The 26696-nt window shown below is 63.1% G+C and carries 24 protein-coding genes; 12 read left to right on the top strand and 12 right to left on the bottom strand.

All coding sequences use genetic code 11. The features are described 5' to 3' along the window. Window positions 1–2: 2 nt before the first annotated feature. The gene (locus tag VKR55_RS07380; RefSeq protein ID WP_324401287.1) at window positions 3–701 is read right to left on the bottom strand and encodes a helix-turn-helix transcriptional regulator; all 699 of its coding nucleotides are present in this window, start codon (window positions 699–701) and stop codon (window positions 3–5) included. A 214-nt stretch (window positions 702–915) separates the two neighbouring features. Here VKR55_RS07380 and VKR55_RS07375 point away from each other — a divergent pair, with 214 nt between their 5' ends. Then, the gene (locus tag VKR55_RS07375; RefSeq protein ID WP_324401285.1) at window positions 916–1650 is read left to right on the top strand and encodes a glutathione S-transferase family protein; all 735 of its coding nucleotides are present in this window, start codon (window positions 916–918) and stop codon (window positions 1648–1650) included. Window positions 1651–1787: 137 nt separating this feature from the next. Here the strand turns inward: VKR55_RS07375 and VKR55_RS07370 are convergent, their stop codons facing one another. The 4 genes from VKR55_RS07370 to pobA form a co-directional block, all read right to left on the bottom strand. Continuing rightward, the gene (locus tag VKR55_RS07370) at window positions 1788–2459 is read right to left on the bottom strand and encodes a pyridoxamine 5'-phosphate oxidase family protein (protein ID WP_324401283.1); all 672 of its coding nucleotides are present in this window, start codon (window positions 2457–2459) and stop codon (window positions 1788–1790) included. Between the two features lie 235 nt (window positions 2460–2694). After that, window positions 2695–3114 carry a PaaI family thioesterase gene (locus tag VKR55_RS07365; RefSeq protein ID WP_324401281.1) on the bottom strand — a complete coding sequence of 140 codons (420 nt, stop codon included), beginning with the start codon at window positions 3112–3114 and terminating at the stop codon, window positions 2695–2697. Between the two features lie 282 nt (window positions 3115–3396). Next, window positions 3397–3978 (bottom strand): glutathione S-transferase family protein, encoded by a 582-nt coding sequence (locus VKR55_RS07360; RefSeq protein WP_324401279.1) that lies wholly within the window; start codon window positions 3976–3978, stop codon window positions 3397–3399. Between the two features lie 142 nt (window positions 3979–4120). Next, the gene (gene pobA, locus VKR55_RS07355) at window positions 4121–5290 is read right to left on the bottom strand and encodes a 4-hydroxybenzoate 3-monooxygenase (RefSeq protein WP_324401277.1); all 1170 of its coding nucleotides are present in this window, start codon (window positions 5288–5290) and stop codon (window positions 4121–4123) included. A 252-nt stretch (window positions 5291–5542) separates the two neighbouring features. Here pobA and VKR55_RS07350 point away from each other — a divergent pair, with 252 nt between their 5' ends. The 10 genes from VKR55_RS07350 (at window position 5543) to VKR55_RS07305 (ending at window position 15980) form a co-directional block, all read left to right on the top strand. Continuing rightward, window positions 5543–6559 carry a TRAP transporter substrate-binding protein gene (locus tag VKR55_RS07350; RefSeq protein ID WP_324401332.1) on the top strand — a complete coding sequence of 339 codons (1017 nt, stop codon included), beginning with the start codon at window positions 5543–5545 and terminating at the stop codon, window positions 6557–6559. Window positions 6560–6637: 78 nt separating this feature from the next. After that, complete coding sequence (locus VKR55_RS07345) at window positions 6638–7147, top strand: TRAP transporter small permease (protein ID WP_324401275.1); 510 nt, start codon at window positions 6638–6640, stop codon at window positions 7145–7147. Window positions 7148–7153: 6 nt separating this feature from the next. Beyond that, entirely contained in the window at window positions 7154–8467 is a 1314-nt protein-coding gene (locus tag VKR55_RS07340) for a TRAP transporter large permease (RefSeq protein WP_324401273.1), read from the top strand. 3 nt (window positions 8468–8470) lie between these two features. After that, window positions 8471–8932, top strand: a complete 462-nt coding sequence (locus VKR55_RS07335) for a DUF3237 domain-containing protein (protein WP_324401271.1) — start codon at window positions 8471–8473, stop codon at window positions 8930–8932. 231 nt (window positions 8933–9163) lie between these two features. Then, the gene (locus VKR55_RS07330; RefSeq protein ID WP_324401268.1) at window positions 9164–9967 is read left to right on the top strand and encodes a crotonase/enoyl-CoA hydratase family protein; all 804 of its coding nucleotides are present in this window, start codon (window positions 9164–9166) and stop codon (window positions 9965–9967) included. Beyond that, the gene (locus tag VKR55_RS07325; RefSeq protein WP_324401266.1) at window positions 9964–11838 is read left to right on the top strand and encodes a feruloyl-CoA synthase; all 1875 of its coding nucleotides are present in this window, start codon (window positions 9964–9966) and stop codon (window positions 11836–11838) included. The genes VKR55_RS07330 and VKR55_RS07325 overlap by 4 nt, the downstream gene beginning before the upstream one ends. Window positions 11839–11859: 21 nt before the next feature. Continuing rightward, window positions 11860–12621 (top strand): SDR family NAD(P)-dependent oxidoreductase, encoded by a 762-nt coding sequence (locus VKR55_RS07320; protein WP_324401263.1) that lies wholly within the window; start codon window positions 11860–11862, stop codon window positions 12619–12621. Window positions 12622–12630: 9 nt separating this feature from the next. Next, complete coding sequence (locus VKR55_RS07315; protein ID WP_324401261.1) at window positions 12631–13050, top strand: acyl-CoA thioesterase; 420 nt, start codon at window positions 12631–12633, stop codon at window positions 13048–13050. Window positions 13051–13101: 51 nt separating this feature from the next. Next, entirely contained in the window at window positions 13102–14253 is a 1152-nt protein-coding gene (locus VKR55_RS07310; protein ID WP_324401259.1) for an ABC transporter substrate-binding protein, read from the top strand. Window positions 14254–14576: 323 nt separating this feature from the next. Further along, window positions 14577–15980, top strand: a complete 1404-nt coding sequence (locus VKR55_RS07305) for a GSCFA domain-containing protein (protein ID WP_324401257.1) — start codon at window positions 14577–14579, stop codon at window positions 15978–15980. 131 nt (window positions 15981–16111) lie between these two features. On the opposite strand, the gene VKR55_RS07300 is transcribed toward VKR55_RS07305, so the two are convergent. From VKR55_RS07300 to VKR55_RS07290, 3 genes are read right to left on the bottom strand one after another with little or no spacing between them, the layout of a single operon-like run. Beyond that, complete coding sequence (locus VKR55_RS07300; protein ID WP_324401256.1) at window positions 16112–16843, bottom strand: ABC transporter ATP-binding protein; 732 nt, start codon at window positions 16841–16843, stop codon at window positions 16112–16114. Next, window positions 16840–18609, bottom strand: a complete 1770-nt coding sequence (locus tag VKR55_RS07295; RefSeq protein WP_324401253.1) for a branched-chain amino acid ABC transporter ATP-binding protein/permease — start codon at window positions 18607–18609, stop codon at window positions 16840–16842. The genes VKR55_RS07300 and VKR55_RS07295 overlap by 4 nt, the downstream gene beginning before the upstream one ends. 4 nt (window positions 18610–18613) lie before the next feature. Further along, entirely contained in the window at window positions 18614–19657 is a 1044-nt protein-coding gene (locus tag VKR55_RS07290; protein ID WP_324401251.1) for a branched-chain amino acid ABC transporter permease, read from the bottom strand. A 182-nt stretch (window positions 19658–19839) separates the two neighbouring features. Here VKR55_RS07290 and VKR55_RS07285 point away from each other — a divergent pair, with 182 nt between their 5' ends. Beyond that, the gene (locus VKR55_RS07285; protein WP_414642317.1) at window positions 19840–20328 is read left to right on the top strand and encodes a MarR family winged helix-turn-helix transcriptional regulator; all 489 of its coding nucleotides are present in this window, start codon (window positions 19840–19842) and stop codon (window positions 20326–20328) included. 129 nt (window positions 20329–20457) lie between these two features. On the opposite strand, the gene VKR55_RS07280 is transcribed toward VKR55_RS07285, so the two are convergent. From VKR55_RS07280 to VKR55_RS07265, 4 genes are all read right to left on the bottom strand, one after another. After that, window positions 20458–22608 carry an EAL domain-containing protein gene (locus VKR55_RS07280; RefSeq protein ID WP_324401245.1) on the bottom strand — a complete coding sequence of 717 codons (2151 nt, stop codon included), beginning with the start codon at window positions 22606–22608 and terminating at the stop codon, window positions 20458–20460. 145 nt (window positions 22609–22753) lie between these two features. Continuing rightward, window positions 22754–24034 carry a glycerate kinase type-2 family protein gene (locus VKR55_RS07275; RefSeq protein ID WP_324401243.1) on the bottom strand — a complete coding sequence of 427 codons (1281 nt, stop codon included), beginning with the start codon at window positions 24032–24034 and terminating at the stop codon, window positions 22754–22756. Between the two features lie 108 nt (window positions 24035–24142). Next, on the bottom strand, window positions 24143–25372 hold the full coding sequence (locus VKR55_RS07270) for an ABC transporter substrate-binding protein (RefSeq protein ID WP_324401240.1): 1230 nt from the start codon (window positions 25370–25372) through the stop codon (window positions 24143–24145). 208 nt (window positions 25373–25580) lie between these two features. Continuing rightward, on the bottom strand, window positions 25581–26696 hold a 1116-nt coding region (locus VKR55_RS07265), incomplete at its 5' end, for an ABC transporter substrate-binding protein (protein WP_324401238.1).

The raw sequence follows: 26696 nt of genomic DNA, 5'->3' as shown, positions 1-26696 counted from the left end.
CCTCACGTGTCCGGTGGCCGTTCCCAAACGAGACTCTGCCGCCATCGCGCGCGCAGGATGTCGCGCCGTTCGGGATATTTCTCGTCGAGATAGTCGGCATTGATGACGCGGTCGGTGCGGAAGCTGCGAAAGTCCTTGCGCAGCTCGCACCAGGCGGCAAGCAACCGCACCGCTTCAAGATAGCCGACCGCGATCGGCCAGATCGTGCGCTCGGTGGCGCGGCCCTGCTCGTCACGGTAATGCAGCATGATCTTCTTGCCCTCGTGGATATGCGATCGCGTCTTCACCATGTCGATGCGGTCCGGCTCACGGCTCCAGGCCGGCCGGGCACGGCTCGCAGGCTCGATCACGAACGGCCGCAGCCGTTCGGGCACGGTGTCGGCAATCTTGGCAATCAGGTCATCTGCGGCGCGCGCCAGTGTGGGATCGGCATGCCCCGCGACCCATTGCGCGCCCAAGACCGCGGCCTCGATCTCGTCCGGTGTCAGCATGAGTGGCGGCAGGTCGAATCCCTTTTCCAGGATGTAGCCCATGCCGGCCTCGCCGCGGATCGGCACGCGCTGTCCGATCAGGGTCGCGATGTCGCGATAGATCGTGCGCTTCGAGGTTTCGAGCTCGGCGGCAATGGCATCCGCGGTCAGCGGCTTGCGGGTGCGCCTGAGCACCTGAATGATCTGAAAAAGCCGGTCGGCGCGTCTCATGGCGGATCTCTTGTAGAGGCTCTTCCGATGCTGACAGGATGTTGGCAGCAGGCGGAATCTATAAGGGGACAACACGCTAACGAAGAGGATTTTGTCCCATGATTATCATCTACGGCTACGATCTTTGCACGGCAGCGTTGCCGCTGCTGACACCATGGTGGCAGCAGGGTGTATCTAGCGTCAGGCGGCTTATCAAGAAGATGGGAGCCGCCTGATGATCACCCTCTACGGCTTCGGCGCAGGCTTCGGCCTGCCCGAAATCAGCCCCTTTGTGACCAAGACCGAGGTCCAGCTCAAGATGGCGGGCCTGGCCTACCGCAAGGAGCGGGCGATGCCGCCGGCCTCGCCCAAAGGGCAGTTGCCATTTATCGAGGATGAGGGCGAGAAGGTCGCCGATTCCACCTTCATCCGCGCCCATATCGAGCGCAAATACGGCTTCGATTTCGACGCCCCCCTTGCGCGCGAGGCGCGGGCGCAGGCCTGGGCCTTCGAGCGGATGATCGAGCACCATGTCTATTGGGCGTTGGTCGGCGCGCGCTGGGTGGACCCTGAGAACTTCGCCAAGGGGCCGGCGCATTTCTTCGACGGCGCGCCGGAAGACCGCCGCGAGCAGCTTCGCGAGAATGCGCAGTTCCGCGTCGCCGAGAACTATTTGTTGAGCGGGCTGGGTCGGCATGCGCCGGATGACGATGTCGACCTGGCGCTGCGCTCGATTCTCGCGCTGTCGGTGCAGCTTGGCGACAAGCCCTATCTGATGGGCGACAAGCCGGCCGCCGTCGACGCCACCGCCTTCGGCGCACTCGCCGGCATTCTCACGCCGTTCTTTTCGTCCAGGCTGCGCGGCGAGGTCGAAAAATTCGATAGTCTCGCCGCCTACGTGGACCGCATGATGCAGCGTTATTATCCGGAGTTTTCGTGGACACCGGCGCGCGAACGCGAGGCGGCGTGAGTTTTCGCCACTCTTCACTTTCGTCGTCACGGCCGGGCTTGTCCCGGCCATCCACGTCTTTCTTTGTCGATGGTACCAAAGACGTGGATGCCCGGCACAGGGCCGGGCATGACGACCTTGATACCGACGTCAACCGACTAATTGCATTTTGAGTCGGCTAGGGCTTCGCGCGAGTTCTGATCCTTCAACTTCGCAACCTCCGCTTCCAGCTCTGCGATGCGCGCGTCGCGTTGGGCGATCTGGGCGCTGGCTTCGCCCATTGCGGCAGCGACATCGGCTGCATCGAACTTTTGCGGGATATGCTGCGGACAGTTGGTGTCCCAGGCCGCGATGGTGAAGATGATTACCTGCTCGGGCCGCGCCTTGTAGCCCTTCGGCATCAGCGAAGCCGTCAGTGCCGGATCGTCATCGACGACGCGCGCCGTGCCCCAGATCTTCACCCGCCGCCGATGCGCATAATCCACGATGAAGATGTGCGCCCTCGGATTTTCCGAGAGGTTGCCCTGGGTCAGGTATTGCCGGTTGCCGCTGTAGTCGGCAAACGCGATCGTCTTCTTATCGAGGATCTTGATGAAGCCTTTCGGCCCGCCGCGATGCTGGATGTAGGGCTGTCCGTCTGCGGTCGCCGTCGCCAGGAAGAAGCTGTTGGTATCAGCGAGGAAGGCAGCCAGGCGCTCGTCGATCTCGGTGCGCCAGCCGCCATTCTCTTCGACACGGGCAAAGGCCTCGCGCGAACCCTTTCGCGCCTGGATCGTCTTCACGGCGGGGGTGAAGGCGACGTCGCTGGAATAGACAGGGGTGTCTGACATCGGATATTCCTCCGTCCCGGACGCCGAAACGTCCGTCTTTCCGCGTCAAGATGACCCCTTCCGGAAATTAAACAATCTCCTGAATTAACACTACATAATTGCGGATGGTGGAATAATCCGATGGACCGGATCGAAGCGGGTGGATGCCCCGGGCCTTCGCCGCGCCGCAGGGGCTTCGGCCCCGCAGGCGGGTCAAACCAAGGTCAATCCGGGGCATGAGTAACGCGTGGAGCGACTACTCCTTCTTCGGCACCACGCGAAACGTGCCGTTGGCCCGCGCGATCACGGCATCATCGGAGCTGATCAGGCTTTGCGCGAAGCAGAGCGTAGAGCCGGTCTTGATCACCTCGCATTCGACCGTGAGCCATTGGCCGATGCTCGCGCTGCCGACATAGTCGACCGCCAGCGACACCGTGACGAACGATGTGGTCCAGCCGGTCGCCTGCGCACAGCTATAGCCCATGGCATTGTCGGCGAGCGAGGCGATCAGCCCGCCGTGAATGAGCCCGCGCGCATTGGTGTGCGCTTTAGCGAGCCGAAGTCCCATGAACACGGCCTTGTCGGTGCGCTTCGAATAGAGCGGCTCCCAGGGATCGGTGAACGGGCTCTTGCGGAAGTGAGGCTCGAAGCCTTCGGGGATGTCGGTCGTCATCATCGGCGCTCACTGGCTTGCAATGTGTCGAGGCCATTGAACGCGAGGTCGACGACAGTTTCACCGCCTACAAAGTTTTAAACGCAATTTGCGCGGATGTTTGAAATGGTCCGCCGCTGTCGTCACCCGCAAAGAATGTAGGGTGGGCAAAGGCGCATCGCGCCGTGCCAGCCATCTCTCCGCGCGCCGTGATCCGCACCGGTGGGCACGCGGAGCCTGTCATCGGGCCGCGCGTTCGCGCGGACCCGTTGGCTTTGCCCACCCTACGATTCCCGGAATGACGGCCTACGCCGGCAGCTCATATCCCACCGCGGTCTCCGCCGCGATGGTCCGCAGCACGGCGGGCCGCGCCATCATCCGTGCGTAATGCGCATCCAGATTGGGGAACGTGCCAGGCTGAGGCTTCAGCGAGTTGAACAGCCGCCAATAGAGCCGGAACAGATGAATGTCGGCGATCGAGTAGCGTTCGCCGAGCGCCCAGCCCGCACCCAGCCGCCTGTCGGCGATACCCCAGACCTGCCGGACGTGATCGAGCCCTTTCTGCCGCGCCGGATGCAGCGCCGAGGCGATGAACGACATCCATGACACCGCCTGCGCCTCGGCCTCGATATCATTCGCCGGCAACAGCTTTGCATCGGGATAGCGTTTCGCCAGGTAAAACAGAATGCCGGCGACTTCGGTGAGCACGCGCCCGTCGATCAACAGTGTCGGCACCTTGCCATCCGGGTTGATCTTCAGAAACTCCGCCGACTGCATATCGTTCTTTCTGAACGACATTGGCCGCGTCTCGAAGTCTGCGCCGACCTCATGCAGCGCGATATGCGCGGCAAAAGAGCTCGATCCCGGTGCGAAATAGAGTGTGAGCATGCGTTCTCCGTTCTTTCCGTCATTGCGAGGAGCGAAGCGACGAAGCAATCCAGAGCCCCGCGCAAGATTCTGGATTGCTTCGCGGAGCCTGTCATCGGGCGCGCATTCGCGCGACCCGTTGGCTCGCAATGACGCCAGACGTCTAAAACGGCAATCCGACGTAATTCTCAGCCAGTGACGTCATCGCCGCCTTCGAATGCACGACATAATCGAGCTCCGCGAGCTGGATGCGCGCGCCGATCGTACCTTGATCGGGGAATTTGTGCAGCATCGATGTCATCCACCAGGAGAAGCGCACCGCCTTCCAGACCCGCGCCAGCGCCTTGGCGGAGTAGCTGTCGATCCCGGCGGACGATTTCTCGTCGTAATATTCACGCAAGGCGCAGGCGAGGTAATGCGCATCGCTGGCGGCGAGGTTCAATCCCTTGGCGCCGGTCGGTGGCACGATATGGGCGGCGTCGCCGGCCAGGAACATCCGGCCGAAGCGCATCGGCTCGGCGACGAAGCTGCGCAAGGGCGCGATGCTCTTCTCGATCGAAGGCCCGGTGATGAGGCTGTCGGCGGCCTTCTGGTCGAGCCGTCGCTTCAGCTCGTCCCAGAACCTCTCGTCCGGCCATTGCTCGACCTCGTCGTCGAGCCGGCATTGCACGTAATAGCGGCTGCGGCTCCTCGAGCGCATGGTACAGAGCGCGAACCCGCGCGCATGGTTGGAATAGATCAGCTCGTGCGAGACCGGCGGCGTATCCGACAGGATGCCAAGCCAGCCAAACGGATAGATCCGCTCGAAAGTCTCGATCGCGTCGCCTTTCACGCTGGCGCGGCTGACGCCATGAAAGCCGTCGCAGCCGGCGATGAAGTCGCATTGGATCTCGTGGGCGGTGCCGTCCTTCACATAGGTGACGCGCGGATGGTCCGTGTCGAAATCATGCGGCGTCACGTCGGCCGCATCATAGATCGAGGTGAGCCCAGCCGCCTTGCGCGCGTTCATCAGGTCGAGCGTGACCTCGGTCTGGCCGTAGATCATCACCCGCTTTCCGGTCGCGCCTTTCATGTCGATGCGGTGACGGTAACCTGCGAAGGCAAGCTCGATGCCGTCGTGCCAGAGGCCCTGAGCTTGCGCACGGTGCCCGACGCCGACCTCGTCCAGGAGCCGCACCGTTCCTTCCTCGAGCAGACCTGCGCGAATGCGAGCCAGCACATATTCGCCCGTGTGCCGCTCCAGGATGACATTGTCGATGCCGTAGATATGAAGCAGCTGCCCGAGCAGCAGTCCCGCCGGTCCCGCGCCAATGATTGCGACTTTAGTCCGCAATACCGGATTCCTCCGATGTTATGGGTTTTGATGCGAGGCTTGCGCGAGTTGTCGCTGGCTTGCAATGATAATTATGTCCTATAACCGTTCCGGACCAACGTGGTTGCGTGGGACGATCGAGCTTCGCCGCACTGCAAGGTCGGTCGGTGAAGGCCTTCTTGGGAAAAGAGCTTTCGCCTTGAATGATCGCGCAAATTAGATAACATGTTAACTAACAAGCCCGGCCTTCACCGTGGGAGGACGTCGATGAAAATGAGGATGAGCTGTCTGGCGCTGCTCGTGGCCGCCAGCGTCACACCGGCGCTGGCGCAGGAAAAAACCTTCGATCTGAAAATCTCGCATTGGGTCCCGGCTTCGCATCCGCTGCAGAAGGCGCTGGAAGACTGGGGCACGGCGGTCGAGAAGGAATCGGGCGGGACCATCAAGTACCACGTGTTTCCGGCGCAACAGCTCGGCAAAGCCAAGGATCACTACGATATGGCCCGCGACGGCATCGCGGACGTGACCTATGTCAATCCCGGCTATACGCCCGGCTCCTTTCCAATCATCGCCGCCGGCGAGCTTCCATTCCTGATGTCGAATGCCACCGGCGGCTCCGAGGGGCTCGATGCCTGGTATCGCAAATATGCGCCGAAGGAGATGAAGGACGTCAAGTTCTGCCTCGCCTTCATCCATTCGCCATCGGCATTCCATTCGCGCACCAAGAAGATCGTGGTGCCTGCGGACGTCAAGGGCATGAAGGTCCGGCCTGCGGATGCGACCATGGCGGACTTTGTGACGCTGCTCGGCGGCACCAATGTGCAGACATCGGCGCCGGAAGTGCGTGATACCATCGAGCGCGGCGTCGCCGACGCGGTTACCTTCCCCTGGGGGTCGCTGGTGCTGTTCGGCATCGACAAGGTGACGAAGTATGACATGGACGCGCCGCTCTATGTCACGACCTTCGTGCTCGTCATGAACAAGAACACCTACGACCAGATGTCGGATCGCCAGAAGAAGGCGGTGGACGACAATTGCAACACGGAAGCAGCGGCCCGACTCGCCAAGCCGTGGGGCGACTTCGAGGATAGCGGCATCGGCAAGGTGAAGGCCGAGAGCGGCCATGAGGTTTATACGCTGACGGCCGACCAGCTTGCGCAATGGAAGAAAGCAGCCGAGCCGCTGGTCAAGACCTGGGCGGACGGCGTGAAGAAGGTCGGCGTCGATCCGGATCAGGCGATGAAGGAGCTGAAAGCTTCGCTCGCCAAATATAACGCGCTGGCGCATTAAGGCGCCGCGACCATCGGGCCGTGCGGCGGCAGATCCTTCTGCCGCCGCTCTCATTGCAATCGCAATCGGATAGCCAAGATGCAACGCGCGGCGATGGACCGATTTATCGACACGATCGAATGGATCGCGGCCGGATTCATCGGCATCGTCGCGCTCGACGTTTTCGTCTCGGTTCTGTTGCGCAACACGCTGAATTATTCGATCCCCGATTCCTTCGACATCGGGCGCATGCTGCTCGGCATCCTGATCTTCTGGGGTATTGCCGCGACCAGCTATCGCGGCACCCACATCACCGTGGACCTGATCTGGGCGAATGTCGGCCCGCGCTGGCAGCGCAGGATCGATGTGTTCGCGACCCTGGTGCTGCTGTTCGTGGTCACGGTGCAGACCTACACGCTGTTCGACAAGGTGCGTGTCACCTATAACGACAACGTACTGACCTTCGACACGCACATGCCGACCTGGCCGTTTTCCGCCGTCGCCTGGATCGGCGACATCTCCGCGGTGCTGCTGATCGCGATCCGCACCTATCGGCTGGTCTTCCATCCCGAAGAGATCCACGATCCGAAAATCAAGGCGACGGAGTAGCCCGCGATGAGCGCCAATGCTGTCGCCGTCATCGGCTTCGTCTCGCTGTTCGCGCTGATGCTCTTGCGCGTGCCCGTCGGCATGGCGATGGGCCTCGTCGGCGTCTGCGGCTTCGGCTATCTCGTCAACGGCACCGCGGCGCTGAAGCTGGTCGGCCAGACCTCAATGCGCACAGTCACCGACTACACCTTCGGTGTCATCCCGATGTTCCTGCTGATGGGAACGTTCGTCTCCAATTCCGGGATGAGCCGCGAGCTGTTCCGGGCCGCCAACGGCTTTGTCGGGCATCTGCGCGGTGGGCTCGGTATTGCCACCGTCGCCGCCTGCGGCGGCTTTGCCGCGATCTCCGGCTCGTCCGTCGCCACTGCCGCGACCTTCTCCGCGGTCGCCTATCCCGAGATGCGTCGCTTCGGCTATCCGCAATCCTTCTCCACCGGCGTGATCGCGGCCGGCGGCACGCTGGGCGCGATGCTGCCGCCGTCGACCGTGCTCGCGGTCTACGGCATCATTACCGAGCAGGATATCGGCAAGCTGTTCATGGCGGGCATCGTCCCGGGCCTGCTCGCGATCGCCATGTACATGACCACGATCACGTTACTCGGCATCATCAGGCCGGACTTCCTGCCGCGCGGGCCGGCACTGCCGTGGCGCGAGCGCTTCGCTGGGCTGCGCGACATCTGGGCGCCGGTGATCCTGTTCGTCTTCGTCATCGGCGGCCTGTACGGCCTGCCCTTCCTGCCGCGTTTCACCCCGACCGAAGCCGGCGGCGTCGGCGCCACCGGCGCGTTCCTGATCGGCGTCGTCACCGGTCGGCTCGACAGGGAAAAGGTCCTGACCTCACTGTTGCAGGCGACGCGCACTGCGGCAGCGGTGTTTACCGTGCTGATCGGCGCGCTGATCTTCGGCTATTTCCTCACGATCACGCAGACCCCGCAAAAGGTGACGTTGTTCCTCACCGGTCTCGGGCTCGGCAAGTACGGCGTGCTTGCCGTCATCATGCTGATGTATCTCGTGCTCGGCTGCCTGATGGACGCGATGGCGATGATCATCCTCACCGTGCCGATCATCTTTCCCGTGGTGACGCAGCTCGGCTTTGATCCAGTCTGGTTCGGCGTCATCATCGTGATGACGGTGGAGCTGGGCTTGATCCATCCGCCGGTCGGCATGAACGTGTTCGTCATCAAGAGCGTGGTGAAGGACGTGTCCTTTGCCACCATCTTCAAGGGCGTGATTCCCTTCGTGCTCACCGACCTGGTGCGGCTGGTGATCCTGATCGCGTTTCCGATTCTCGCGCTATGGCTGCCGACGCGCATGGGATGAAGCATGGCGCCGGAACTCCATACCCAATACGCCTTCACCATCACCGCGCACATCGCGGACGTGACGAGTGCGGGCGAGATCGGCCATGGCGTCCGCCGCATCATTCCGATCACCGGCGGCGAGGTGAGGGGAGAGAAGGTCAACGGCAAGGTGCTGGCGCTCGGCGCCGATTTCCAGATCATCCGTCCCGACGAGCTGATCGAGCTGGAAGCCAAATATGCCTTCGAGACCGACGACGGCGCGGTGGTCTATGTCGAGAACAAGGGCATCCGCTTCGGGCCGGTGGAGCTGTTGCAGAAGCTCAAGCGCGGCGAGGTCGTCGATCCCAAGCTGATCTATTTCCGCACTGTGCCGAAATTCGAGACCGGCCACGAGAAATACCGCTGGCTGATGCAGCATATCTTCGTCGCCTCCGCCGCCCGCCATGCCGACCGCGTGGTCATCGACGTGTTTTTGGTGCTTTAGCCGCCCCGTGACCGTTCATTCCCCACGTCGTCCCGGCCAAGCGAGCTCTTGCGAGCGCGAGCCGGGACCCATAACCCCGCGGCTTCGCGATGATGCACGGTGGCAGTCACCCGTTTTCATCACCTGGCCCTAGGGTTATAGGTCCCTGCGTTCGCGGGGACGACACCCGTTGTTGACTCTCCTGCAGATCGTTATAAAACATAACTATTTTGGATAGGACACAATAGGCCCATGGGAAACGCCACCGGCCGCGCGAATGCGGGATCAACCGCGCTGCTCACGGTCGAGCGGCAAGACGCGGTGCTGACCATAGGCCTCAATCGTCCGGCCAAACGCAATGCGCTCAACGACGGCATCGTGCTGGAGATCGGCGAGTGCTTTGCGAGGCTGCCCGACGATATCGGCGCGGTTGTGATCCATGGCATCGGCGATCATTTCTCGTCCGGCCTCGATCTTTCCGAACTGACCGACCACGACGCCACCGAAGGACTGATCCATTCGCAGATGTGGCACCGCGTGTTCGACCGCATTCAGTATAGCCGCGTGCCTGTGATCGCGGCACTCAAGGGCGCTGTGATCGGCGGCGGGCTGGAGCTCGCCTGCGCCGCGCATATCCGCGTCGCGGAGCCGTCGGCCTATTACGCGCTCCCCGAGGGCCAGCGCGGCATCTTTGTCGGTGGCGGCGGCTCGGTGCGGCTGCCGCGGCTGATCGGGGTTGCGCGGATGACCGACATGATGCTCACGGGGCGGGTCTATTCAGCGACCGAAGGCTCGGCCTACGGCTTTGCGCAATATCTGGTCGAGGACAGCGGAGCGCTGCCGAAGGCGCTGGAATTGGCCGAACGCATTGCCTCCAATGCGCCGCTGACGAATTTCGCGGTGCTGCAGGCGCTGCCGATGATCGCCGAGGCCAATCCGCAGACCGGCCTCCTGATGGAATCGCTGATGGCAACGGTGGCGCAGAGCGACAAGGAAGCCAAGCGCCGCATCCGCCAATTCCTCGATCACAAGACCGCCAAGGTGAAGCCGGTATGAGTGCGCCCGCACCCTCCGCGCGCGCGGCAAGCGCGCATCCGCTGCGCCGGATCTCGTTCAGCGATCCCGCCGTGTCGATCGAGCGCCGGGACGACGGCACCATCTATCTCCGCCCCAAGGCTGCGCTCGGAGATTATCCCCGACGCTTCACCGACCGCCTGCATCACTGGGCGCAGACGACGCCGAACAGCGTCTTCATGGCCGAGCGCGTCGCCGGCGGCGACTGGCGTAGGCTGACTTATGCGGAGCTGCTCGAGGCGAGCCGGCATATCGCGTCCGCGCTGTTGGACCGCGGGCTCTCGGCCGAAAAGCCGGTCGTGATCCTCTCCGGCAACTCGATCGATCATGCATTGATAGCGTTCGGCGCGCTCTATGCCGGCGTTCCCTTCTGCCCGGTGTCGCCGGCCTATTCGCTGGTCTCCAGGGACTTTGGCAAGCTGTCCTATGTCATCAAGCTGCTTACGCCCGGCCTGGTCTTTGCCGACGACGCCGACAAATTTGCCGGCGCGCTGGCCGCCAACGTCCCTGCCGGCGTCGAGATTGCCGCGACCTCCGGCGCGCTGCCCGGCCGCGAGGTGACAAAGCTTGCCGATCTCTGGAAGGCGCCGCTGCATCCCGACCTCGATGCCGCGCACGAAAAGATCGGCCCCGACACGATTGCAAAATTCCTGCTGACGTCGGGCTCGACCGGCAACCCCAAGGCGGTCATCAACACGCAAGGCATGATCTGCGCCAACCAGATGATGATCCGCGAGGCCATGGCCTTCCTGAAAGACGAGCCGCCGGTGATCGTCGACTGGCTGCCGTGGAACCACACCTTTGGCGGCAATCACAACATCGGGCTGATCCTCTTCAACGGCGGCTCGATGTATCTCGACCAGGGCAAGCCGATGCCGGGCGGCATCGAGGAGACGGTGCGAAACCTGCGCGAGGTGTCGCCGACGGTCTATTTCAATGTTCCGAAGGGCTACGAATCGTTGCTGCCTTACTTGCGCGATGACGCTGCCTTGCGCGACAAATTCTTCTCGCGTCTGCATGCGATGTTCTTCTCCGGCGCGGCGCTGTCGCCCTATGTCTGGAACAGCCTCGATGAATTGTCGGTGCAGGCGACGGGCTCGCGGGTGCCGATGCTGACCGGCCTTGGTGCGACCGAGACCGCGCCGTTCTTCATGTCGGTCAATCCGACGACCAGCCGCTCCGGCCATGTCGGTTTGCCCGTGCCCGGCAATGACGCGAAGCTCGTGCCGAACAACGGCAAGCTCGAAGTTCGCGCCAGGGGACCGAACGTCACGCCGGGCTATTGGCGCCAGCCGGACTTGACGAGAGCGGCGTTCGACGAGGAAGGGTTTTACAAACTTGGCGATGCGCTGAAGCCTGCGGATACGAACGACTTCCACGCCGGCTTCGATTTCGACGGCCGCATCGCCGAGGATTTCAAGCTGGCGAGCGGCACCTGGGTTTCGGTCGGCCCCCTGCGGGCGCGCTTCATCGCGGCCTGCGCGCCGCTGGTGCGCGATGTCGTGATCGCTGGCATCAACCGCGACGAGATTGCGGCGCTGGTGATCCTCGATCTCGACGGCTGCCGCATGATCAGTCCGAAGCTTTCCGCCGATGACATCGCCGCTGCCGCCAATGATACGGCCGTGCGCGCCGCGCTCCGCGAGCGGTTCGAGAGGCTGCTTGCGGGCGCCACCGGCTCGTCGAACCGGATCACGCGCGCGATCCTGATTGACGGTCCGCTGTCGATCGATCGCGGCGAGGTCACTGACAAGGGCTCGATCAACCAGCGCGCGGTGCTGGAGCATCGCAAGGAGCTGATCGAGGAGCTTTATGCGCCGGCCGCCTCGGCGCGCGTCATCACACTGGTGTAGGAAGGTTTCAGGGAGAAGATCATGCAATTGAAGGATCAGGCCGCGATCGTCACCGGCGGTGCGTCGGGATTGGGTGCCGCGACCGCGCGAAAGCTGGCCGCGCAGGGTGCCAAGGTTGCGATCTGCGACCTCAACGCCAAGCTTGCCGAGAGCGTCGCGGCCGAGATCAAGGGCGTGGCGGTCACTTGCGACGTCTCGGATGCAGCGTCCGCCGAAGCTGCGATCGCGGCGGCGGCCAAGGCTCACGGTCCGGCGCGCGTACTGGTCAATTGCGCCGGCATCGGAGTTGCCAAGCGCGTGGTCGGCCGCGACGGACCGCACCCGCTTGCCGATTTCGACAGGGTCATCAGGATCAACCTGATCGGCTCCTTCAATATGCTGCGGCTCGCGACTGCGGCGATGTCGAAGCTGGAGCCGCTTGCCGGCGGCGAGCGCGGCGTCGTGATCAACACGGCTTCGGTCGCCGCCTATGACGGCCAGATCGGGCAAGCCGCCTATTCCGCGTCGAAGGGCGGCATCGTCGGCATGACTTTGCCGATCGCGCGCGAGCTTGCGCAGTTCGGCATCCGCGTGCTGACCATTGCGCCCGGCCTGTTCCTGACGCCGCTGCTTGGCGCTCTGCCGCAGGAAGCGCAGGATTCGCTTGCGGCCGCGATCCCGTTCCCGCATCGGCTGGGCAGCCCCGAGGAGTTCGCCTCGCTCGCCATGCACATGATCGACAATCCCTACCTCAACGGCGAAGTGGTGCGCCTCGACGCGTCGCTCCGCATGGCGCCGAAATAGGCCGCGCCCATGTTCGTGCACCGGCGCGATGTCCAGATCCAGTGGGGCGATTGCGACCCCGCCAACATCGTCTATTACCCGCGCTATTTCGCGATGTTCGACGATTCCACCTCGATCATGTTCGAGGCGGCCGGCTTCTCCAAGCAGGACATCGTGCACAAATACGGCCTCGTCGGCATTCCCATGGTCGACACACGCGCGAAGTTCTACATCGCCTCGACCCATGGCGACTGGATCACCATCGAAAGCCGGATCGAAAGCTTTGGCCGCTCCAGCTTCGACGTTGTCCACAAGGTGTTCAAGGGCGAGGCGCTCGCGATCGAGGCGTTCGAGAAACGCGTGCTGGTCGGCCGCGATTCGAACGATCCGGACAAGTTGAAATCGGCGCCGATGCCGCAGGAGATCATCGACAAATTCTTGAACGGCTAAATCATGGAAGTTTGATCTGCACTCGATAAAACACGCTCAGGGAGGAAGAGAATGAAAAAAGCTTATCTCGCGGCCGCGGCGCTTGCCTCGGTGCTTGTGCTGCCGGGCTCACCGGCAAGCGCACAGACCAACGAAATTACCATCGGCCTCACGCTCGTGACGACAGGTCCGGCGGCGGCGCTCGGAATCCCCGAGCGCAACGCGCTGGAATTCGTGCCGAAGGAGATCGCCGGCCACCCGATTAAGATGACCGTGCTCGACGACGCCGGCGATCCGACCACCGCCACAACCAATGCGCGGCGCTTCGTGACGGAGCAGAAAGCCGACATCATCATGGGCTCCTCGAACACGCCGGCGACGATCGCAGTGTCGAACGTCGCCAATGAGGCCGGCATTCCCCACATTGGGCTGGCGCCGTTCCCGATCACGCCGGAGCGCGCCAAGTGGTCGGTCGCGATGCCGCAGCCGATTCCGATCATGGGCAAGGTGCTGTACGCGCACATGAAGGCGCACAACGTCAAAACCGTCGGCTATATCGGCTATTCCGACTCCTACGGCGACCTGTGGTTCAACGACCTCAAGGCCCAGGCCGTGCCGATGGGGATCAAGATCGTCGATGAGGAACGCTTTGCGCGTCCCGACACCTCGGTTACCGGCCAGGTGCTGAAGCTCGTCGCCGCTAATCCCGACGCCATCCTCGTCGGCGCCTCGGGCACGGCCGCAGGCCTGCCGCAGCAGGAGTTGCGCGATCGCGGCTACAAGGGCCTGATCTACCAGACCCACGGCGCCGCCAGCATGGATTTCATCCGCATCGCCGGCAAGGCCGCGGAAGGCGTCATCATGGCTTCGGGTCCGGTGATGGATCCGGAGGATCAGCCCGACAGCGCGCTGACCAAGAAGCCCGGACTGGCCCTGGATAGGGCCTATGAAGCCAAATACGGACCGAACAGCCGCAGCCAGTTCGCCGGACATGCCTACGACGCCTTCCTGGTGCTCCAGCGTATCATTCCGGTGGCGCTGAAGACGGCCAAGCCCGGCACGCCGGAATTCCGTGAGGCGATTCGCAAGGCGCTTCTGACCGAGCGCGACATCGCGGCAAGCCAGGGCGTCTACAATTTCACCGAGAAGGACCGCTACGGCCTCGACGACCGCTCGCGCATCCTGCTCACGGTGAAGGACGGGAAATACGTGTTGTTGAAGTGACCCATTTCTCGCTGGGAGTTCGAGCCGGCCCTGTCTAAGGGCCGGCTTTTTTATCCTCAAACAGAGTTTGTAGGGTGGGCAAAGGCGCGAAAGCGCCGTGCCCACCGGCCCCTGTTCCGGCATAAGTGGTGGGCGGGCGGAGCCTGTCATCGGGCCGCGCGTTCGCGCGGACCCGTTGGCTTTGCCCACCCTACTGCGCTGGCTCCGGCCTCGAATCCAAGCTAACGTCGATTCAAAGCGAATCAGCTTGGTCTCGCCTCGGCGTACGATCGCTGCCATGAGCGATGGGGTCGGATCAACGACTCTAAGGGCGCATCCTCGACATGACCACTGACCTTGCTGCTCCTCCTGCGCTCGAGCCACTTCTGGAGCAACTGAAGGCCGCCGGCTACAAGTGCATCGAGCAAAAGGACTTCGCCAACGCCCTTCTCGCTTTCAAGAAGATCGTCGAGCTGGACGGCAAGGACGTCAACGCGCGATTTGTCTATGCGCAATTGATCGACGACGGCTCGCACAAGAAGCGCGCCGAGGCGCGCGACCTGATGCTGTCGATCCTGGACGAGCACCCCGCGATCTTCGACCAGCCGACCGAGGGCAATCTGCATCTGATCAGAAATGCGGCCGTGCGCTGCAGCCATGTCGGTCCCTTCGCAAAAGCGATTGAGCTGTTTCGCAAGCTGGCCCACGCGTCGAACAGGGCCAGCGACTATTTCCAGCTCAGCGAAATCCTCACCCAAGGCGATTTTTTCGAAGAGTCGGTGTCCAGCCTCGAAAAGGCTATCGCGCTCGATCCCACCGCCTTTGATACGCCGGCGAACAGGGAGACGCTGAACATCGCGCGATCGCGCCTCACCCAAACCACGGCCAAGGCAGCAACGGGAAGGAAGAAGATCGGCCGCTACCCGGAGACGAAGGATTTCCTGGGCGATCTCCAGAAGCTGGTCAGGGATCATATTGCCGTCGATCTCAACCGCGCGCCGAAATTCATCAGCAAGACGACAAGATTTTTCACGATGGGCTCCTGCTTCGCCAGAAATCTGGCCGGCAGCCTGATCAAGAACGGCTTTGCCGCCCATCACATGGAAATCTCCGAATATATCAACACGACCTTCGCCAACCGCGTGTTCGTCGACTGGCTCAGTGATGTGGAGATTGATGCCGCGATCCGTGAACGGATCGTCGAGTTGCTGCCGCCGGGCTGGAGCAAGGAAAACACGCTGCAGATCATCAAGAGCAGCGATGTCTTCATTCTGACGCTTGGCGTGGCGCCCGCCTTCTTCGACAGGGCCACCGGCGACTTCGTGCTGCCGCGGCCGAGCGCTCTGAACTCCAGGGTCTTGGCGGAGAAGTACCTGTTCCGCACCACGAGCGTGAAGGAAAACGTCGACAACGTCCTCTATCTGATCAACTTCATCCGCAGCATTGCGCCGGAGATCAAGGTCGTCGTCACGGTGTCACCGGTGCCGATGCTCGCGTCATTCGAATATGAATCGGCCGTTCAGGCCGACTGCCTGTCGAAGAGCACCATGCGGCTGGTGGCGCATGAGGTCGTGAACAATTCGAACATCGCCAATATTCTGTACTGGCCATCGTTCGAAGTCTTCAGATGGGCCGGCTCGAATGCCAGCAACTATTATGCCGCCGATGACGGCGCCGCCTGGCATGTCTCCGAAGAGAAGGTCGCCGGCACGATCAAGGCGTTTGTGGAGATGTTCTCGGCGGCTTGATTGTGACGCGGGAATCGTAGGGTGGGCAAAGCGAAGCGTGCCCACCATTTTTTTGTGCGAGAAAGGTGGTGGGCACGGCGCTGCGCACCTTTGCCCACCTTACATTTTCTTCGCGCGGTACTACCGTCGCCCTAAACCGCGCTCGCGCCTTCGTGCGTAAAGCCGAGATAGCTCGCGGCGACGCGCGCATTGGCGGCGATGTCGCTCGCCGTGCCGCTCAGCACGAACTCGCCGAGCTCCATGACATAGGCGCGGTCGGCGATCTTCAGCGCGGCCTGGGCGTTCTGCTCCACCAGCAGAACCGAGACGCCGCCGGCACGCAGGTCCGCGATGGTGCGGAAGATGTCGGCAACGATGATTGGAGCCAAACCCAGGCTGGGCTCGTCCAGCATCAACAGCTTTGGCGCGCCCATCAGTGCACGGCCCATTGCCAGCATCTGCTGCTCGCCGCCCGAGAGCGTGCCGGCGAGCTGCCGACGCCGCTCCTTCAGCCGCGGAAACAACGTGTAGACGCGCTCGAACGCGGCTGCAGCCTGCGCCTTCGCAACGCGGAAGGCGCCGAGCTCAAGATTGTCCTCGACATTCATCGAGGAGAACAGCTCGCGGTGCTCGGCCACGAGACTCAAGCCCAGCGCGACGCGATCCTCGATCTCGAAACGCGCGAGATCTTCGCCTGCGAAAGCGACGCGTCCCTTCGCGGGCAGCACGCCCATGATGGCGTTGAGCAGCGTAGTCTTGCCGGCGCCATTGGCGCCGACGATGGTGACGATCTCGTTGTCGGCGACGTCCAGCGAGACGCCGCGCACGGCTTCGACCTTGCCATAGGCGATATGCGCGTCGGAGACGGACAGCAGCGCGCTCATGCCGCTGCTCCAAGATAGGCCTTGATCACGTCCGGATTGGTCTTGATCGCCTCCGGCTTGCCCTCGGCGATCTTGGTGCCGAAATCGAGCACCACCACGCGGTCGGCGAGATCCATCACAAAGCCCATATCGTGCTCGACCAGCAGCACGGACATGCCGCCGTCGCGCAGTTGCCGCAGCAGGGCGGCGAGCCGCTGCTTCTCCATGTGCCGCAGGCCCGCGGCAGGCTCATCCAGCAGCAGCAACATCGGATCGACGCACAGCGCGCGCGCAATCTCGACGATGCGCTGCTGGCCGAGCGAGAGCGAGCCGGCCAACTGATCCATCTGGTCGGCGAGGCCGACGCGCTCGATCTGGCGCGCGGCTTCCGCCAGCAACCTTGCCTCTTCGGCGCGGTCGAAGCGGAACATGCTGGCGAGCGCGCCGGAGCGTCCGCGCAGATGCGTGCCGATCGCAACATTCTCCAGCACGGTCATATCTGGCACGAGCTTCACGTGCTGGAAGGTGCGGGAGATGCCGAGCTTGACGATCTCCTGCGGTGGAGCGTTGTGGATCGCCTTGCCGAGGACGGCGAGCGAGCCGCTGGTGGCGCGCAAGACGCCGGTGATGAGGTTGAACGTCGTGCTTTTTCCCGCGCCGTTTGGTCCGATCAGGGCGACGATCTCGCGCGCCTGGATGTCGAAGGAGACGTCGTTGACCGCGATCACGCCGCCGAACTGCTTGCGGGCCTTGTCGACCTCGAGCAGCACGCTTGGCGCGCCGGCATCGCGCGGGCGTGGCGGCAGCGTGAGCGAGATATCGGGATGCTTGCGCGCGGGCTTGAACGGCCACCACGACATCAACAACGGCCAGACGCCGGTTGGCGCAAGCTGCAACAGGGCAACGAGCAGGATGCCGAACACGATGGTCTCGAGCTGGCCCTCGCCATGCAGCAGCATCGGCAGATAGCTCTGCAGCACCTCTTTCAGGATCACCACGATGGCAGCGCCCAGCACGCCGCCCCAAACATAGCCGGCGCCGCCAACCACGGCGACGAACAGATATTCGATGCCGGCCCCAGCGCCGAACGGCGTCGGGTTCACGGCGCGCTCGAAATGCGCATAGAGCCAGCCCGAGAGGCCGGCGAGCACCGCCGCATAGATGAACACGAGGAGCTTTGTGCGCGGCGTGTGCACACCGAAGGCTTCGGCCGCGATATGGCCCCGCCGCAGCGCACGGATGGCGCGGCCGGTGCGGGAGTCGAGCAGGTTCATCGTCAGAAGCGCCGAGACCAGGACCGCGATCCAGATCGCGAAATAGATCGTGCCGGGATCGAGCATCTTCAGCGAGCCGATCGACAGCGGCGGAATCGCGGAAATGCCGTCGTTGGTGCCGAGAAACTCCAGCTTGCTGAAGAGATAGAACAGGCCAAGGCCCCAGGCGATAGTGCCGAGCGGCAGATAATGACCGGACAGCCGCACAGTGACGAGGCCGAGCAGCACCGCGGCTCCGCCACTCACGATCAGTGACATTGGCAGCGCGAGCCATGGCGAAAGGCCATAGGCGGTGGTCAGCACGGCGGTGGTATAGGCGCCAAAGCCGCAGAAGGCGGCTTGTCCGAACGAGGTGAGGCCGCCGACCCCCGTGAGCAGCACCAGTCCCATCGCGACCAGGGCTGACAGGCCGATATTGTCGAGCAGCACGATCCAGAACGGCGGCACGCCGGGCACGAACGGGATCGCCGCCATCACGCAGGCAAACAGAAGGACCGGCCAGCAGTTTCGCATCGCTTCAGTCCTTCTCGTCCTCGACCGCGGTGGGCGCGGCGAGCGAACGCAGGAGCAGCACCGGGACCAGCAGCATGAAGACGATGACCTCCTTGAAGTTGGAGGCATAGAAGGACGAGAAGGCCTCGACGATGCCGACGAGGAGCGCGGCGATCGCCGTTAGCGGGTAGCTCACGAGCCCGCCGATGATCGCGGCGATGAAGCCTTTCAGGCCGATCAGGAAGCCGGTGTCGTAGTAGAGGGTGGTGATCGGCACGATCAGAATGCCCGACAGCGCGCCGATCATGGAAGCGAGCAGGAACGCGATCTGGCCGGACAGCGAGGTGCGGATACCGACCAGTCGCGCGCCGAGGCGGTTGACCGCGGTGGCGCGCAGCGCCTTGCCGTAGCGCGTAAGGCCGAAGAACAGCCACAGCCCAATGATGAAGGCGATCGTAATGCCGTAGACGGCGAGGCTTTGCCCGGTAAAGCGCAGCGGGCCAGCGGTCAGCGCCGCGTCGGCGAGCGCGGGGCCGCGTTGGCCTTCGGCGCCGAAGAACAACAGCCCAAGCCCCTGCATCGCCAGATGGCAGCCGACGGACGCAATCAGGAGCACCAGCACCGAAGTGTGTGCGATCGGCTGAAAAGCGATGCGGTAGAGGAACAGCCCGATCGAGGCCACGATGACAAGCGACAGCGCGATCGCAAGCGGGACCGGCGCGTGGTGGCTGGCGGCCCAGAAGGTCAGCGCCAGCACGATCAGGGGAAGGGCGATGTCGACCGCGAAAGCGCGCGCGATTTTCTTGCCGTGCAGCGCGCGCCGCGCGGCGTACAGGTCGAACGCGAAGGCGGCCACCCCCATTGCGACCGCGAGCTTTGCGGTCCCCGGCATCTGGCCCGAGGCGAGCGAGGCATAGGTCAGCGCCCCATAGGTGACGAACTCGCCCTGCGGGATCAGGATCACCCGCGTCACGGCGAAGACGAGCACGAGCGCGAGCCCGAGCAGCGCATAGACCGCGCCGTTGGTGATGCCGTCCTGGATCAGGAACAGCAGGATCGTCGAATTCACGACGGGACGCTCCCCCTTAAAAATGCAGGCCATCGGAAGGGGATGGCCCGGTTGCCGCAGTTGAACTCCGGCGGCTATTTGATATAGTGCATAACAATTATCAAATATAATCTCAAGGGCAGACGATAGTCTTGCCCTTAAACTACCACAGGCCGCACGCGATGAGTGTTTCCAAGGCCGCCATGGCCGAAAGCGGCAGGGCCCGCAAGGAGCCGGCTGACGGGGCAATTGAGGCGAGCGCGCTGCAGCTCGGCGAATTGTCCGAGCTGCTCGGCTATTTGCTCAAACGTGCGCAGCTCAAGGTGTTCGAGGACTTCTTGCACTGCGTGGCGCCGCTGCAGCTCACTCCGGCACAGTTCTCGGTGCTGCTGCTGCTCGACAAGAACCCCGGCCGCAACCAGACCGAGATCGCGAACACGCTCGGCATCCTGCGTCCCAATTTCGTGGCGATGCTGGACGGGCTCGAGAGCCGCGACCTCTGCGCGCGGATCCGCTCCACCAATGATCGCCGCTCCCACATCCTGGCGCTGACCGACAAGGGCCGCGCGGTGCTGGCGCGGGCGAAGAAGCTGGTGGCATCAAAGCACGAGGCGCGGCTGAACGAGCTGCTCGGCCCCGCCAACCGCACCGCGCTGCTTGCGATGCTGACCAAGATCTCGCAGGAGTTTTAGAACGCGGTCATTCCGGGATGCGTGCGAAGCACGCAGGCACGGAATCCATAACCACCGTCCTGGGTTATGGATTCCGGGCTCGCGCTACGCGCGCCCTGGAATGACGAGCAAAAAAACAAAACGCCGTCGTTACGCCACCGCGATCCGTCCCGGCGCGGCATCCTTCTTCTGCCGCGACAGGAACAGCCGCTCGATGTCGGCCGCGGGCAGGGGCCGGCTGAACAGATAGCCCTGCATTTCCGTGCAGCCCTCGGCCGTGATGCGGTGGAGCTGTTCGTTGGTCTCCACGCCTTCGGCGGTGGCGGTCATGCCCATGCCGTTCGCCATCGCCGCCACCGCGCGGACGATGGTGAGCGAACCGGCATTCTCCGTGATGTCCTTGACGAAGGAGCGATCGATCTTGATCTTGTCAAACGGAAACGATTGCAGATAGGTCAGCGAGGAATAGCCGGTGCCGAAATCGTCCATGGCGATGCGGACGCCGAGCGCACGCAACTGATGCAGGACGGAGAGCGTGGCCTCCTTGTCCTGCAACAGGACGGTCTCGGTGATTTCGATCTCAAGCCGCGTGGGCTTGAGGTTTGATGCGCCCAGCGCACTCACGATCACCTGCATCAGGCCGGCGCTGCGGAACTGCACCGCGGAGATGTTGACCGCGACGTGGAGATGCTCCGGCCACCGCGCGGCGGTGAGGCAGGCCTGCCGGATCACCCATTCGCCCAAGGGAACGATGAAGCCGGTGTCCTCCGCGAGCGGAATGAAGGTCGCTGGCGAGATCAAGCCGTGCTCGGGGTGATTCCAGCGGAGCAGTGCCTCGAAGCCGGAGATTTCGCTGGTCTGCAGGTTGACTACGGGCTGGTAGTGAAGCTCGAACTGGCCCGCCGGCAGCGCCATGCGCAGATCCCGCTCCATGGTCCGGCGCGTCTGCATTTGCTCATCCATTCCGGCCTCGAAGAAGCAGAAACCGCCGCGCCCCTCCTCCTTGGCGCGGTAGAGCGCAAGATCGGCATTTCGCAGCAGCCTGTCCGCGGTCGAGCCGTCGTGCGGGCTGACGGCGATGCCGATGCTGACGCCGACAACGGCCTGATGGCCGTCGATCACAAAGGGCTCGCCGATGGCGCCGATCGCCCGCTCCGCAAGCGAGGTGGCCTGACCGGAATCCGAGACGGGCGCCTGGACGATGACGAACTCGTCGCCGCCCATTCTCGCGATGGTGTCGGTTTCCCGGACCAGCTCGCGCAGGCGGCTTGCCACGATCTTCAACAGCCGGTCGCCGGTGTGATGCCCGAACGTGTCGTTGACCGCCTTGAAGCGGTCGAGGTCGAGATGGTGCACGGCGACCATTTCGCCGTTGCCACGCTGGGCCAATGCCAGCTCGAGGCGCTCGTTCAAGCGGATGCGGTTGGCGAGCCCGGTGAGCGCATCGTGGTGGGCCATATGCTCGATCTTGAGCTCGGCCTGGCGCTTCTCGGTGATGTCCTCATGCGTTGCCACCCAACCGCGATCGGACATCGGGCGGTGACGGATCAGGAAGGTGCGCCCGTTACGCAGCTCGACGATGCTGTCGCTCGGCTGGTCCGAGATCGCGACGTTCGAGCGCCACTGCAGATATTCGTCCCGCGTCATCGCGGGAAAGCTGCCGGCCTCGAAGCGCAGGTCGACCACCTCGGACAACGGCGTGCCGGGACCGACGCTGCCCGGCGGCAGGTCGTACATCTCGATATAGCGCTGGTTGCAGACCATCAGCCGGTGATTGGCGTCGAAGAAGCAGAGCCCCTGCGACATGTTGTTGATGGCGGCATCGAACTGGAAGTTCTTTTCCCTGAGCTTCTCTTCCTGCTCGCGAACGAGCTCATACTGCCGCTTCAAGCGCGCGGCCATCTCCTCGCGCTCGGTGACGTCCTCATGGGTCGCGATGCCGCCGCCGTCGGCCAGAGGACGGAGCGTGTATCGGATGATGCGGCCATCGGCGAATTCGTGCATCGAGGAGGTCGGGACGATCGGCTTGCTCACCCGCCCACGGATATAGTCCTCCGGCGTCTCCTCGATCTTCAGCCCGAGATTGAGCCGGTGGCGGATCAAATCGCTCGTAGGGGTTCCGGGCTTCACCTGCTCCGGGGAGAGCTCGTAAATCTCCCGGTAGCGCGCATTGCAGAATACGATTTCGCGCTTGCCGTTGAAGATGACAATACCAAGCGAAAGATCGTTGAGCGCCTGCTCGATCAGACGGGTCTGGTCGGCCGGTGCTGAGCCGGAGGCAATATCGCTGATGTCCGTCATCACGTTCCCCGCCGCTTCCGCGGCTTCCCGCTGCTTGCGGCCGAGCATTAGAAGCCGGGGCAGGTGAATCGCTCCTTGACCTGCGGCTCTCCTGATCGGTTCCTTGGAACGCACTGAACAAAAGGTTAACCGGCGGCTTGGCCCGTTAATCGATCAGGATCACCCGGACGTCGTTCATATTGGTGAGCGTCGGGCCGGTCTGCAGCAGATCGCCGGTCGCGGCAAAAAACGCTGTGGCGTCGTTGTTGGCGAGATAGGCGGCCGCGTCGAGGTTTTGCGCCTTCATCCTCGCAAACGTGCTCGCATCGATCAGCGCGCCGGCGGGATCGGAGGCCGAGCCCGCACCGCCATCAGCTCCGTCGGTATCGCCGGCAAGCGCTGCGATATCGGGGGTCGCCTTGAGCAGGTCGGCCAGCGCCAGCGCATATTCCTGGTTGGGGCCGCCGTGGCCGTTGCCGCGCACGGTCACGGTGAGCTCACCGCCGGAAAGGATCGCGACTCTCCTGCCGCTCGCGCGGGCTTCGAGCGCGAGCCGCGCATGATGGGCGGCGACCTCGCGCGCCTCGCCCTCGAGGTCGGCGCCGAGATCGATGGTCTCGTAGCCGGCGTCGCGTGCGAGCTTGACGGCGGCATCGAGCGACTGCCGGGGACGGGCGATCAGTTCGAACCGCGCACGAGCAAAAGCGGCATCGCCTTCCTTGCAGCTCTCATTGGCGGGATTGTCCAGCGCGCGGCGGATCGCGTCATCGACATCGAGCTTGTACCTGGCGACGATGGCGCGCGCGTCCGCAAGCGTCGTCGGATCGGGCACGGTTGGACCCGAAGCGATCGCGGAAGGATCGTCGTGCGGCACGTCGGAGATCGCGAGCGTCACGATCTCCGCGCGTTGTCCGGCGCGCGCCAGCCGCCCGCCCTTGATCCGCGAGAGATGCTTGCGGACGGTGTTGACCTCGCCGATCGGTGCGCCGGAGCGCAGGAGTGCGCGGGTGAGCTTTTGCTTCTGCTCGAAGCTGATGCCGTCTGCCGGTGCGATCCAGTTCGCCGAGCCGCCGCCCGACAACAGCACCAGCAGGAGGTCACCGGCCTCCGCGGTCGCGGCGAGCTTCAGCGTGTCCTCGGCGCCTTTCAGCCCGGCCGCATCCGGCATGGGATGGCCGGCCTCGACCACGCGGATGCGCCGCGTCGGCACGCCGTGGCCATGCCGCGTGGTCGCGATGCCGACCAGGCGCGACGGCTCGAGCTTCAGCGCGTCGAGATAGTGCTTTTCGGCGCTTGCGGCCATCGCAGCCGCGCCCTTGCCGGCCGCGAGACAGATCACGCGGCCTTTGGGCACGGGACGCAGATGTTGCGCCAGCACGACATCGGGATGTGCGGCGGCAACCGCGGCGTCGAAGATCGCACGCAGGAGAGGACGTCGGTCGGTCATGGGATCACGGAGCGGAGGGACAAGAGCATCAGAGCGTCCTTATCCATCCTATCTCGCCAAAAGAAAACCCCCGCAAGCGGACTTGCGGGGGGTGGGGCGGAAGAAGCGCTAGCCGCCGACGTCGCCGGAGATGACGTCGCCGAACAGCTCCCACTTCTCGCCCTTGAAGCGCATGAGCTGCAACTGGTTGATCGGGGCGAAATCGGTCGGCGAGGTGTCGATGGTGATGCCGGGCAGCAGGGCTTCGGTGCGGTAATTCTTCAGGTTCGCCGCCTGCTTCATGATATTCGCGCGCGTGAGGTCGTCGCCGCACTGCTTCAGCACCTGGACCAGCGTCTGCGAGACGCCGTAGCCCACGATGACCGAGGCGTCGAGCTTGTTGCCTTCCGGGAAATCCTTGGCAAGGAAGTCGAGGAAACCCTTCATGCCGGGGTCGTTGTCCCATTGCGGGTCGGAGGCGTCCTTCATGTAGGCCGCCGAGATGATGCCCTGCGAGTTCTCAAAGCCCGCCGGCTGTATCACGCTGCCGACGGACGCCGCGACGTTGTTGAGGATATGCAGCGGCTTCCATTCGATCTCCTTGATCTTCTTGATCGCTTGTGCGGCGAATTTCGGCGTGGTGACGTCGAAGAACACGTTGGCTCCGCTCGCCTTCAGCTTGACGATATGACTGTCGATGGAAGGTTCAGTGGTCTCGTAGCTGTCCTCGGCTACGATCATCGAAGCGGCCTTGGCGCCAAGCCCGTCCTTCAGGCCCTTGACGTAGTCTTTGCCGTAATCGTCGTTCTGGTAAAGGATGGCGATCTTGGCGTCCGGCTTCTCCTTCAAGAGGTACTTCGCATAGATGTGGGATTCGCTCTGGTAGTTGGGCTGCCAGCCCATGGTCCAGGGAAAGTTTTTCGGATCGTTCCACTTGGTGGCGCCGGTCGCGACGAAGAGCTGCGGCACCTTCTTCGCGTTCATGTATTTGTGGATCGCCGAGTTCGGCGGCGTTCCAAGCGAATTGAAGATGAACAGCACCTCGTCGCTCTCGACCAGCTTGCGGGCCTGCTCGACCGTCTTCGGCGGCGAGTAGCCGTCGTCATAGGAGATGAAGTTGATCTTGCGGCCGTTGATGCCGCCCGCGGCGTTGATCTTTTTGAAATAGGCGGCTTCCGTCTTGCCGATCACGCCATAGGCCGACGCCGGGCCGCTATAGGGCATGATGTTGCCGATCCTAATCTCGGTGTCGGTGGCGCCGGTGTCGTATTTCTTCTGGGCGAGCGCGCTGGTCGAAGAGACGACAAACAGGGCAAGCGCGGTCGAAGCCATGACCAGGCGTGTGGTGATAACGGGCATTCCATTCTCCCTTAATTTCCAATTGTCGACGGGTTTTTGGTGTCGACGGTTTGCAGGTCGCGGCCTTCTTGAACGGAAAGCTCTTCTTGTTTGGGGGCAGAAGTACCATCTGGCCGGAAGTGGAACAACAAAAAGCCCCTGCGGGGCGTCGCCGCAGGGGCTGCTTTTTTAGCGGTCTGCGCCGTTGAATAGTCGGCGCCTTCCGGTGTTAACCGCCGACCTCGGGACTGATGACGTCGCCGAACCGCTCCCAGGTGTCGCCCTTCAGCCGCTCCAACTGCAACTGCGAGACCGGCGCAAAATGCGAGGGGCTGGTATTGATCTTCACGCCGGGCAGCAAGCCGGCCACCGTGTAGTCGTGCATGCTCGCGGCCTGCTTCATGATGTTCGCGCGCGTCAGGTTGTTCCCGCAGCTCTGCAGGACATGGACCATGGTCTGAGCAACGGCATAGCCGTAGATCACGTTGCCGTCGGAGCGATTGGCCTCGGGGTAGTATTTGTCGAGGAACGCATTCCAGCCCTTGATATCCTTGTCGTCTTTCCATTGCGGATCGGTCGGGTCCTTGAGCCAGGCCGAGGAAATGATGCCCTGCGAATTATCGACGCCGGCCGGCTTGATGGTGGCGCTGATCGACGACGAAACGTTGTTGAGGATGTGCATCGGCTTCCATTCGATCTCGGCGGCCTTCTTGATCGCCTGCGCCGCAAACTTCGGGATCGCCACGTCAAAGAACACATTCGCGCCCGACGCCTTGAGCTTGATGATGTGCGAATCGATGGTCGGCTCGCTGGTCTCGTAGCTGTCTTCCGCGACAATCATCGAGGCGGCCTTGGCGCCCAAGCCGTCTTTCAGGCCCTTGACATAGTCCTTACCGTAGTCGTCGTTCTGGTAGAGGATCGCGATCTTGGCGTCCGGCTTCTCCTTCATGATATATTTGGCGTAGATCTGGGCTTCGCTCTGATAGTTGGGCTGGTAGCCCATGGTCCAGGGAAAATGTGTCGGGTCGTTCCACTTGGTGGCGCCGGTAGCGACGAAGAGCTGCGGCACCTTCTTGGCATTCATGTATTTTTGGATCGCCGAGTTCGGCGGCGTGCCGAGCGAGTTGAAGATGAACAGCACGTTATCGCTTTCCACCAGCTTGCGCGCCTGCTCGACCGTCTTCGGCGGCGAATAGCCGTCGTCGTAGGAGATGAAGTTGATCTTCCTTCCGTTGATACCGCCCTCGGCGTTGATCTTGTTGAAGTAGGCGGCCTCGGTCTTGCCGATTTGGCTGTAAGCCGACGCCGGGCCGCTATAAGGGTTGATGTTGCCGATCTTGATCTC

Origin of the sequence: Bradyrhizobium sp. (genome assembly GCF_035309285.1) — a bacterium.
GTDB lineage: Bacteria > Pseudomonadota > Alphaproteobacteria > Rhizobiales > Xanthobacteraceae > Bradyrhizobium.
The sequence above is the reverse complement of the archived record's forward strand: the minus strand, read 5'-3'. Positions and strand labels throughout refer to the sequence as shown.

Excerpts from the sequence above, each read along its gene's own strand:
- VKR55_RS07375 (WP_324401285.1), top strand. The coding sequence starts at position 916 with ATGATCACCCTCTACGGCTTCGGCGCAGGCTTCGGCCTGCCCGAAATC.
- VKR55_RS07325 (WP_324401266.1), top strand. The coding sequence starts at position 9,964 with ATGAGTGCGCCCGCACCCTCCGCGCGCGCGGCAAGCGCGCATCCGCTG.
- VKR55_RS07360 (WP_324401279.1), bottom strand. The coding sequence starts at position 3,978 with ATGCTCACACTCTATTTCGCACCGGGATCGAGCTCTTTTGCCGCGCAT.
- VKR55_RS07370 (WP_324401283.1), bottom strand. The coding sequence starts at position 2,459 with ATGTCAGACACCCCTGTCTATTCCAGCGACGTCGCCTTCACCCCCGCC.
- VKR55_RS07365 (WP_324401281.1), bottom strand. The coding sequence starts at position 3,114 with ATGATGACGACCGACATCCCCGAAGGCTTCGAGCCTCACTTCCGCAAG.
- VKR55_RS07300 (WP_324401256.1), bottom strand. The coding sequence starts at position 16,843 with ATGAGCGCGCTGCTGTCCGTCTCCGACGCGCATATCGCCTATGGCAAG.
- VKR55_RS07280 (WP_324401245.1), bottom strand. The coding sequence starts at position 22,608 with ATGACGGACATCAGCGATATTGCCTCCGGCTCAGCACCGGCCGACCAG.
- VKR55_RS07310 (WP_324401259.1), top strand. The coding sequence starts at position 13,102 with ATGAAAAAAGCTTATCTCGCGGCCGCGGCGCTTGCCTCGGTGCTTGTG.
- VKR55_RS07350 (WP_324401332.1), top strand. The coding sequence starts at position 5,543 with ATGAGGATGAGCTGTCTGGCGCTGCTCGTGGCCGCCAGCGTCACACCG.
- VKR55_RS07295 (WP_324401253.1), bottom strand. The coding sequence starts at position 18,609 with ATGCGAAACTGCTGGCCGGTCCTTCTGTTTGCCTGCGTGATGGCGGCG.
- VKR55_RS07345 (WP_324401275.1), top strand. The coding sequence starts at position 6,638 with ATGCAACGCGCGGCGATGGACCGATTTATCGACACGATCGAATGGATC.
- VKR55_RS07380 (WP_324401287.1), bottom strand. The coding sequence starts at position 701 with ATGAGACGCGCCGACCGGCTTTTTCAGATCATTCAGGTGCTCAGGCGC.
- VKR55_RS07275 (WP_324401243.1), bottom strand. The coding sequence starts at position 24,034 with ATGACCGACCGACGTCCTCTCCTGCGTGCGATCTTCGACGCCGCGGTT.
- VKR55_RS07305 (WP_324401257.1), top strand. The coding sequence starts at position 14,577 with ATGACCACTGACCTTGCTGCTCCTCCTGCGCTCGAGCCACTTCTGGAG.
- VKR55_RS07330 (WP_324401268.1), top strand. The coding sequence starts at position 9,164 with ATGGGAAACGCCACCGGCCGCGCGAATGCGGGATCAACCGCGCTGCTC.
- VKR55_RS07270 (WP_324401240.1), bottom strand. The coding sequence starts at position 25,372 with ATGCCCGTTATCACCACACGCCTGGTCATGGCTTCGACCGCGCTTGCC.
- VKR55_RS07320 (WP_324401263.1), top strand. The coding sequence starts at position 11,860 with ATGCAATTGAAGGATCAGGCCGCGATCGTCACCGGCGGTGCGTCGGGA.
- VKR55_RS07315 (WP_324401261.1), top strand. The coding sequence starts at position 12,631 with ATGTTCGTGCACCGGCGCGATGTCCAGATCCAGTGGGGCGATTGCGAC.
- VKR55_RS07340 (WP_324401273.1), top strand. The coding sequence starts at position 7,154 with ATGAGCGCCAATGCTGTCGCCGTCATCGGCTTCGTCTCGCTGTTCGCG.
- VKR55_RS07335 (WP_324401271.1), top strand. The coding sequence starts at position 8,471 with ATGGCGCCGGAACTCCATACCCAATACGCCTTCACCATCACCGCGCAC.
- VKR55_RS07285 (WP_414642317.1), top strand. The coding sequence starts at position 19,840 with ATGGCCGAAAGCGGCAGGGCCCGCAAGGAGCCGGCTGACGGGGCAATT.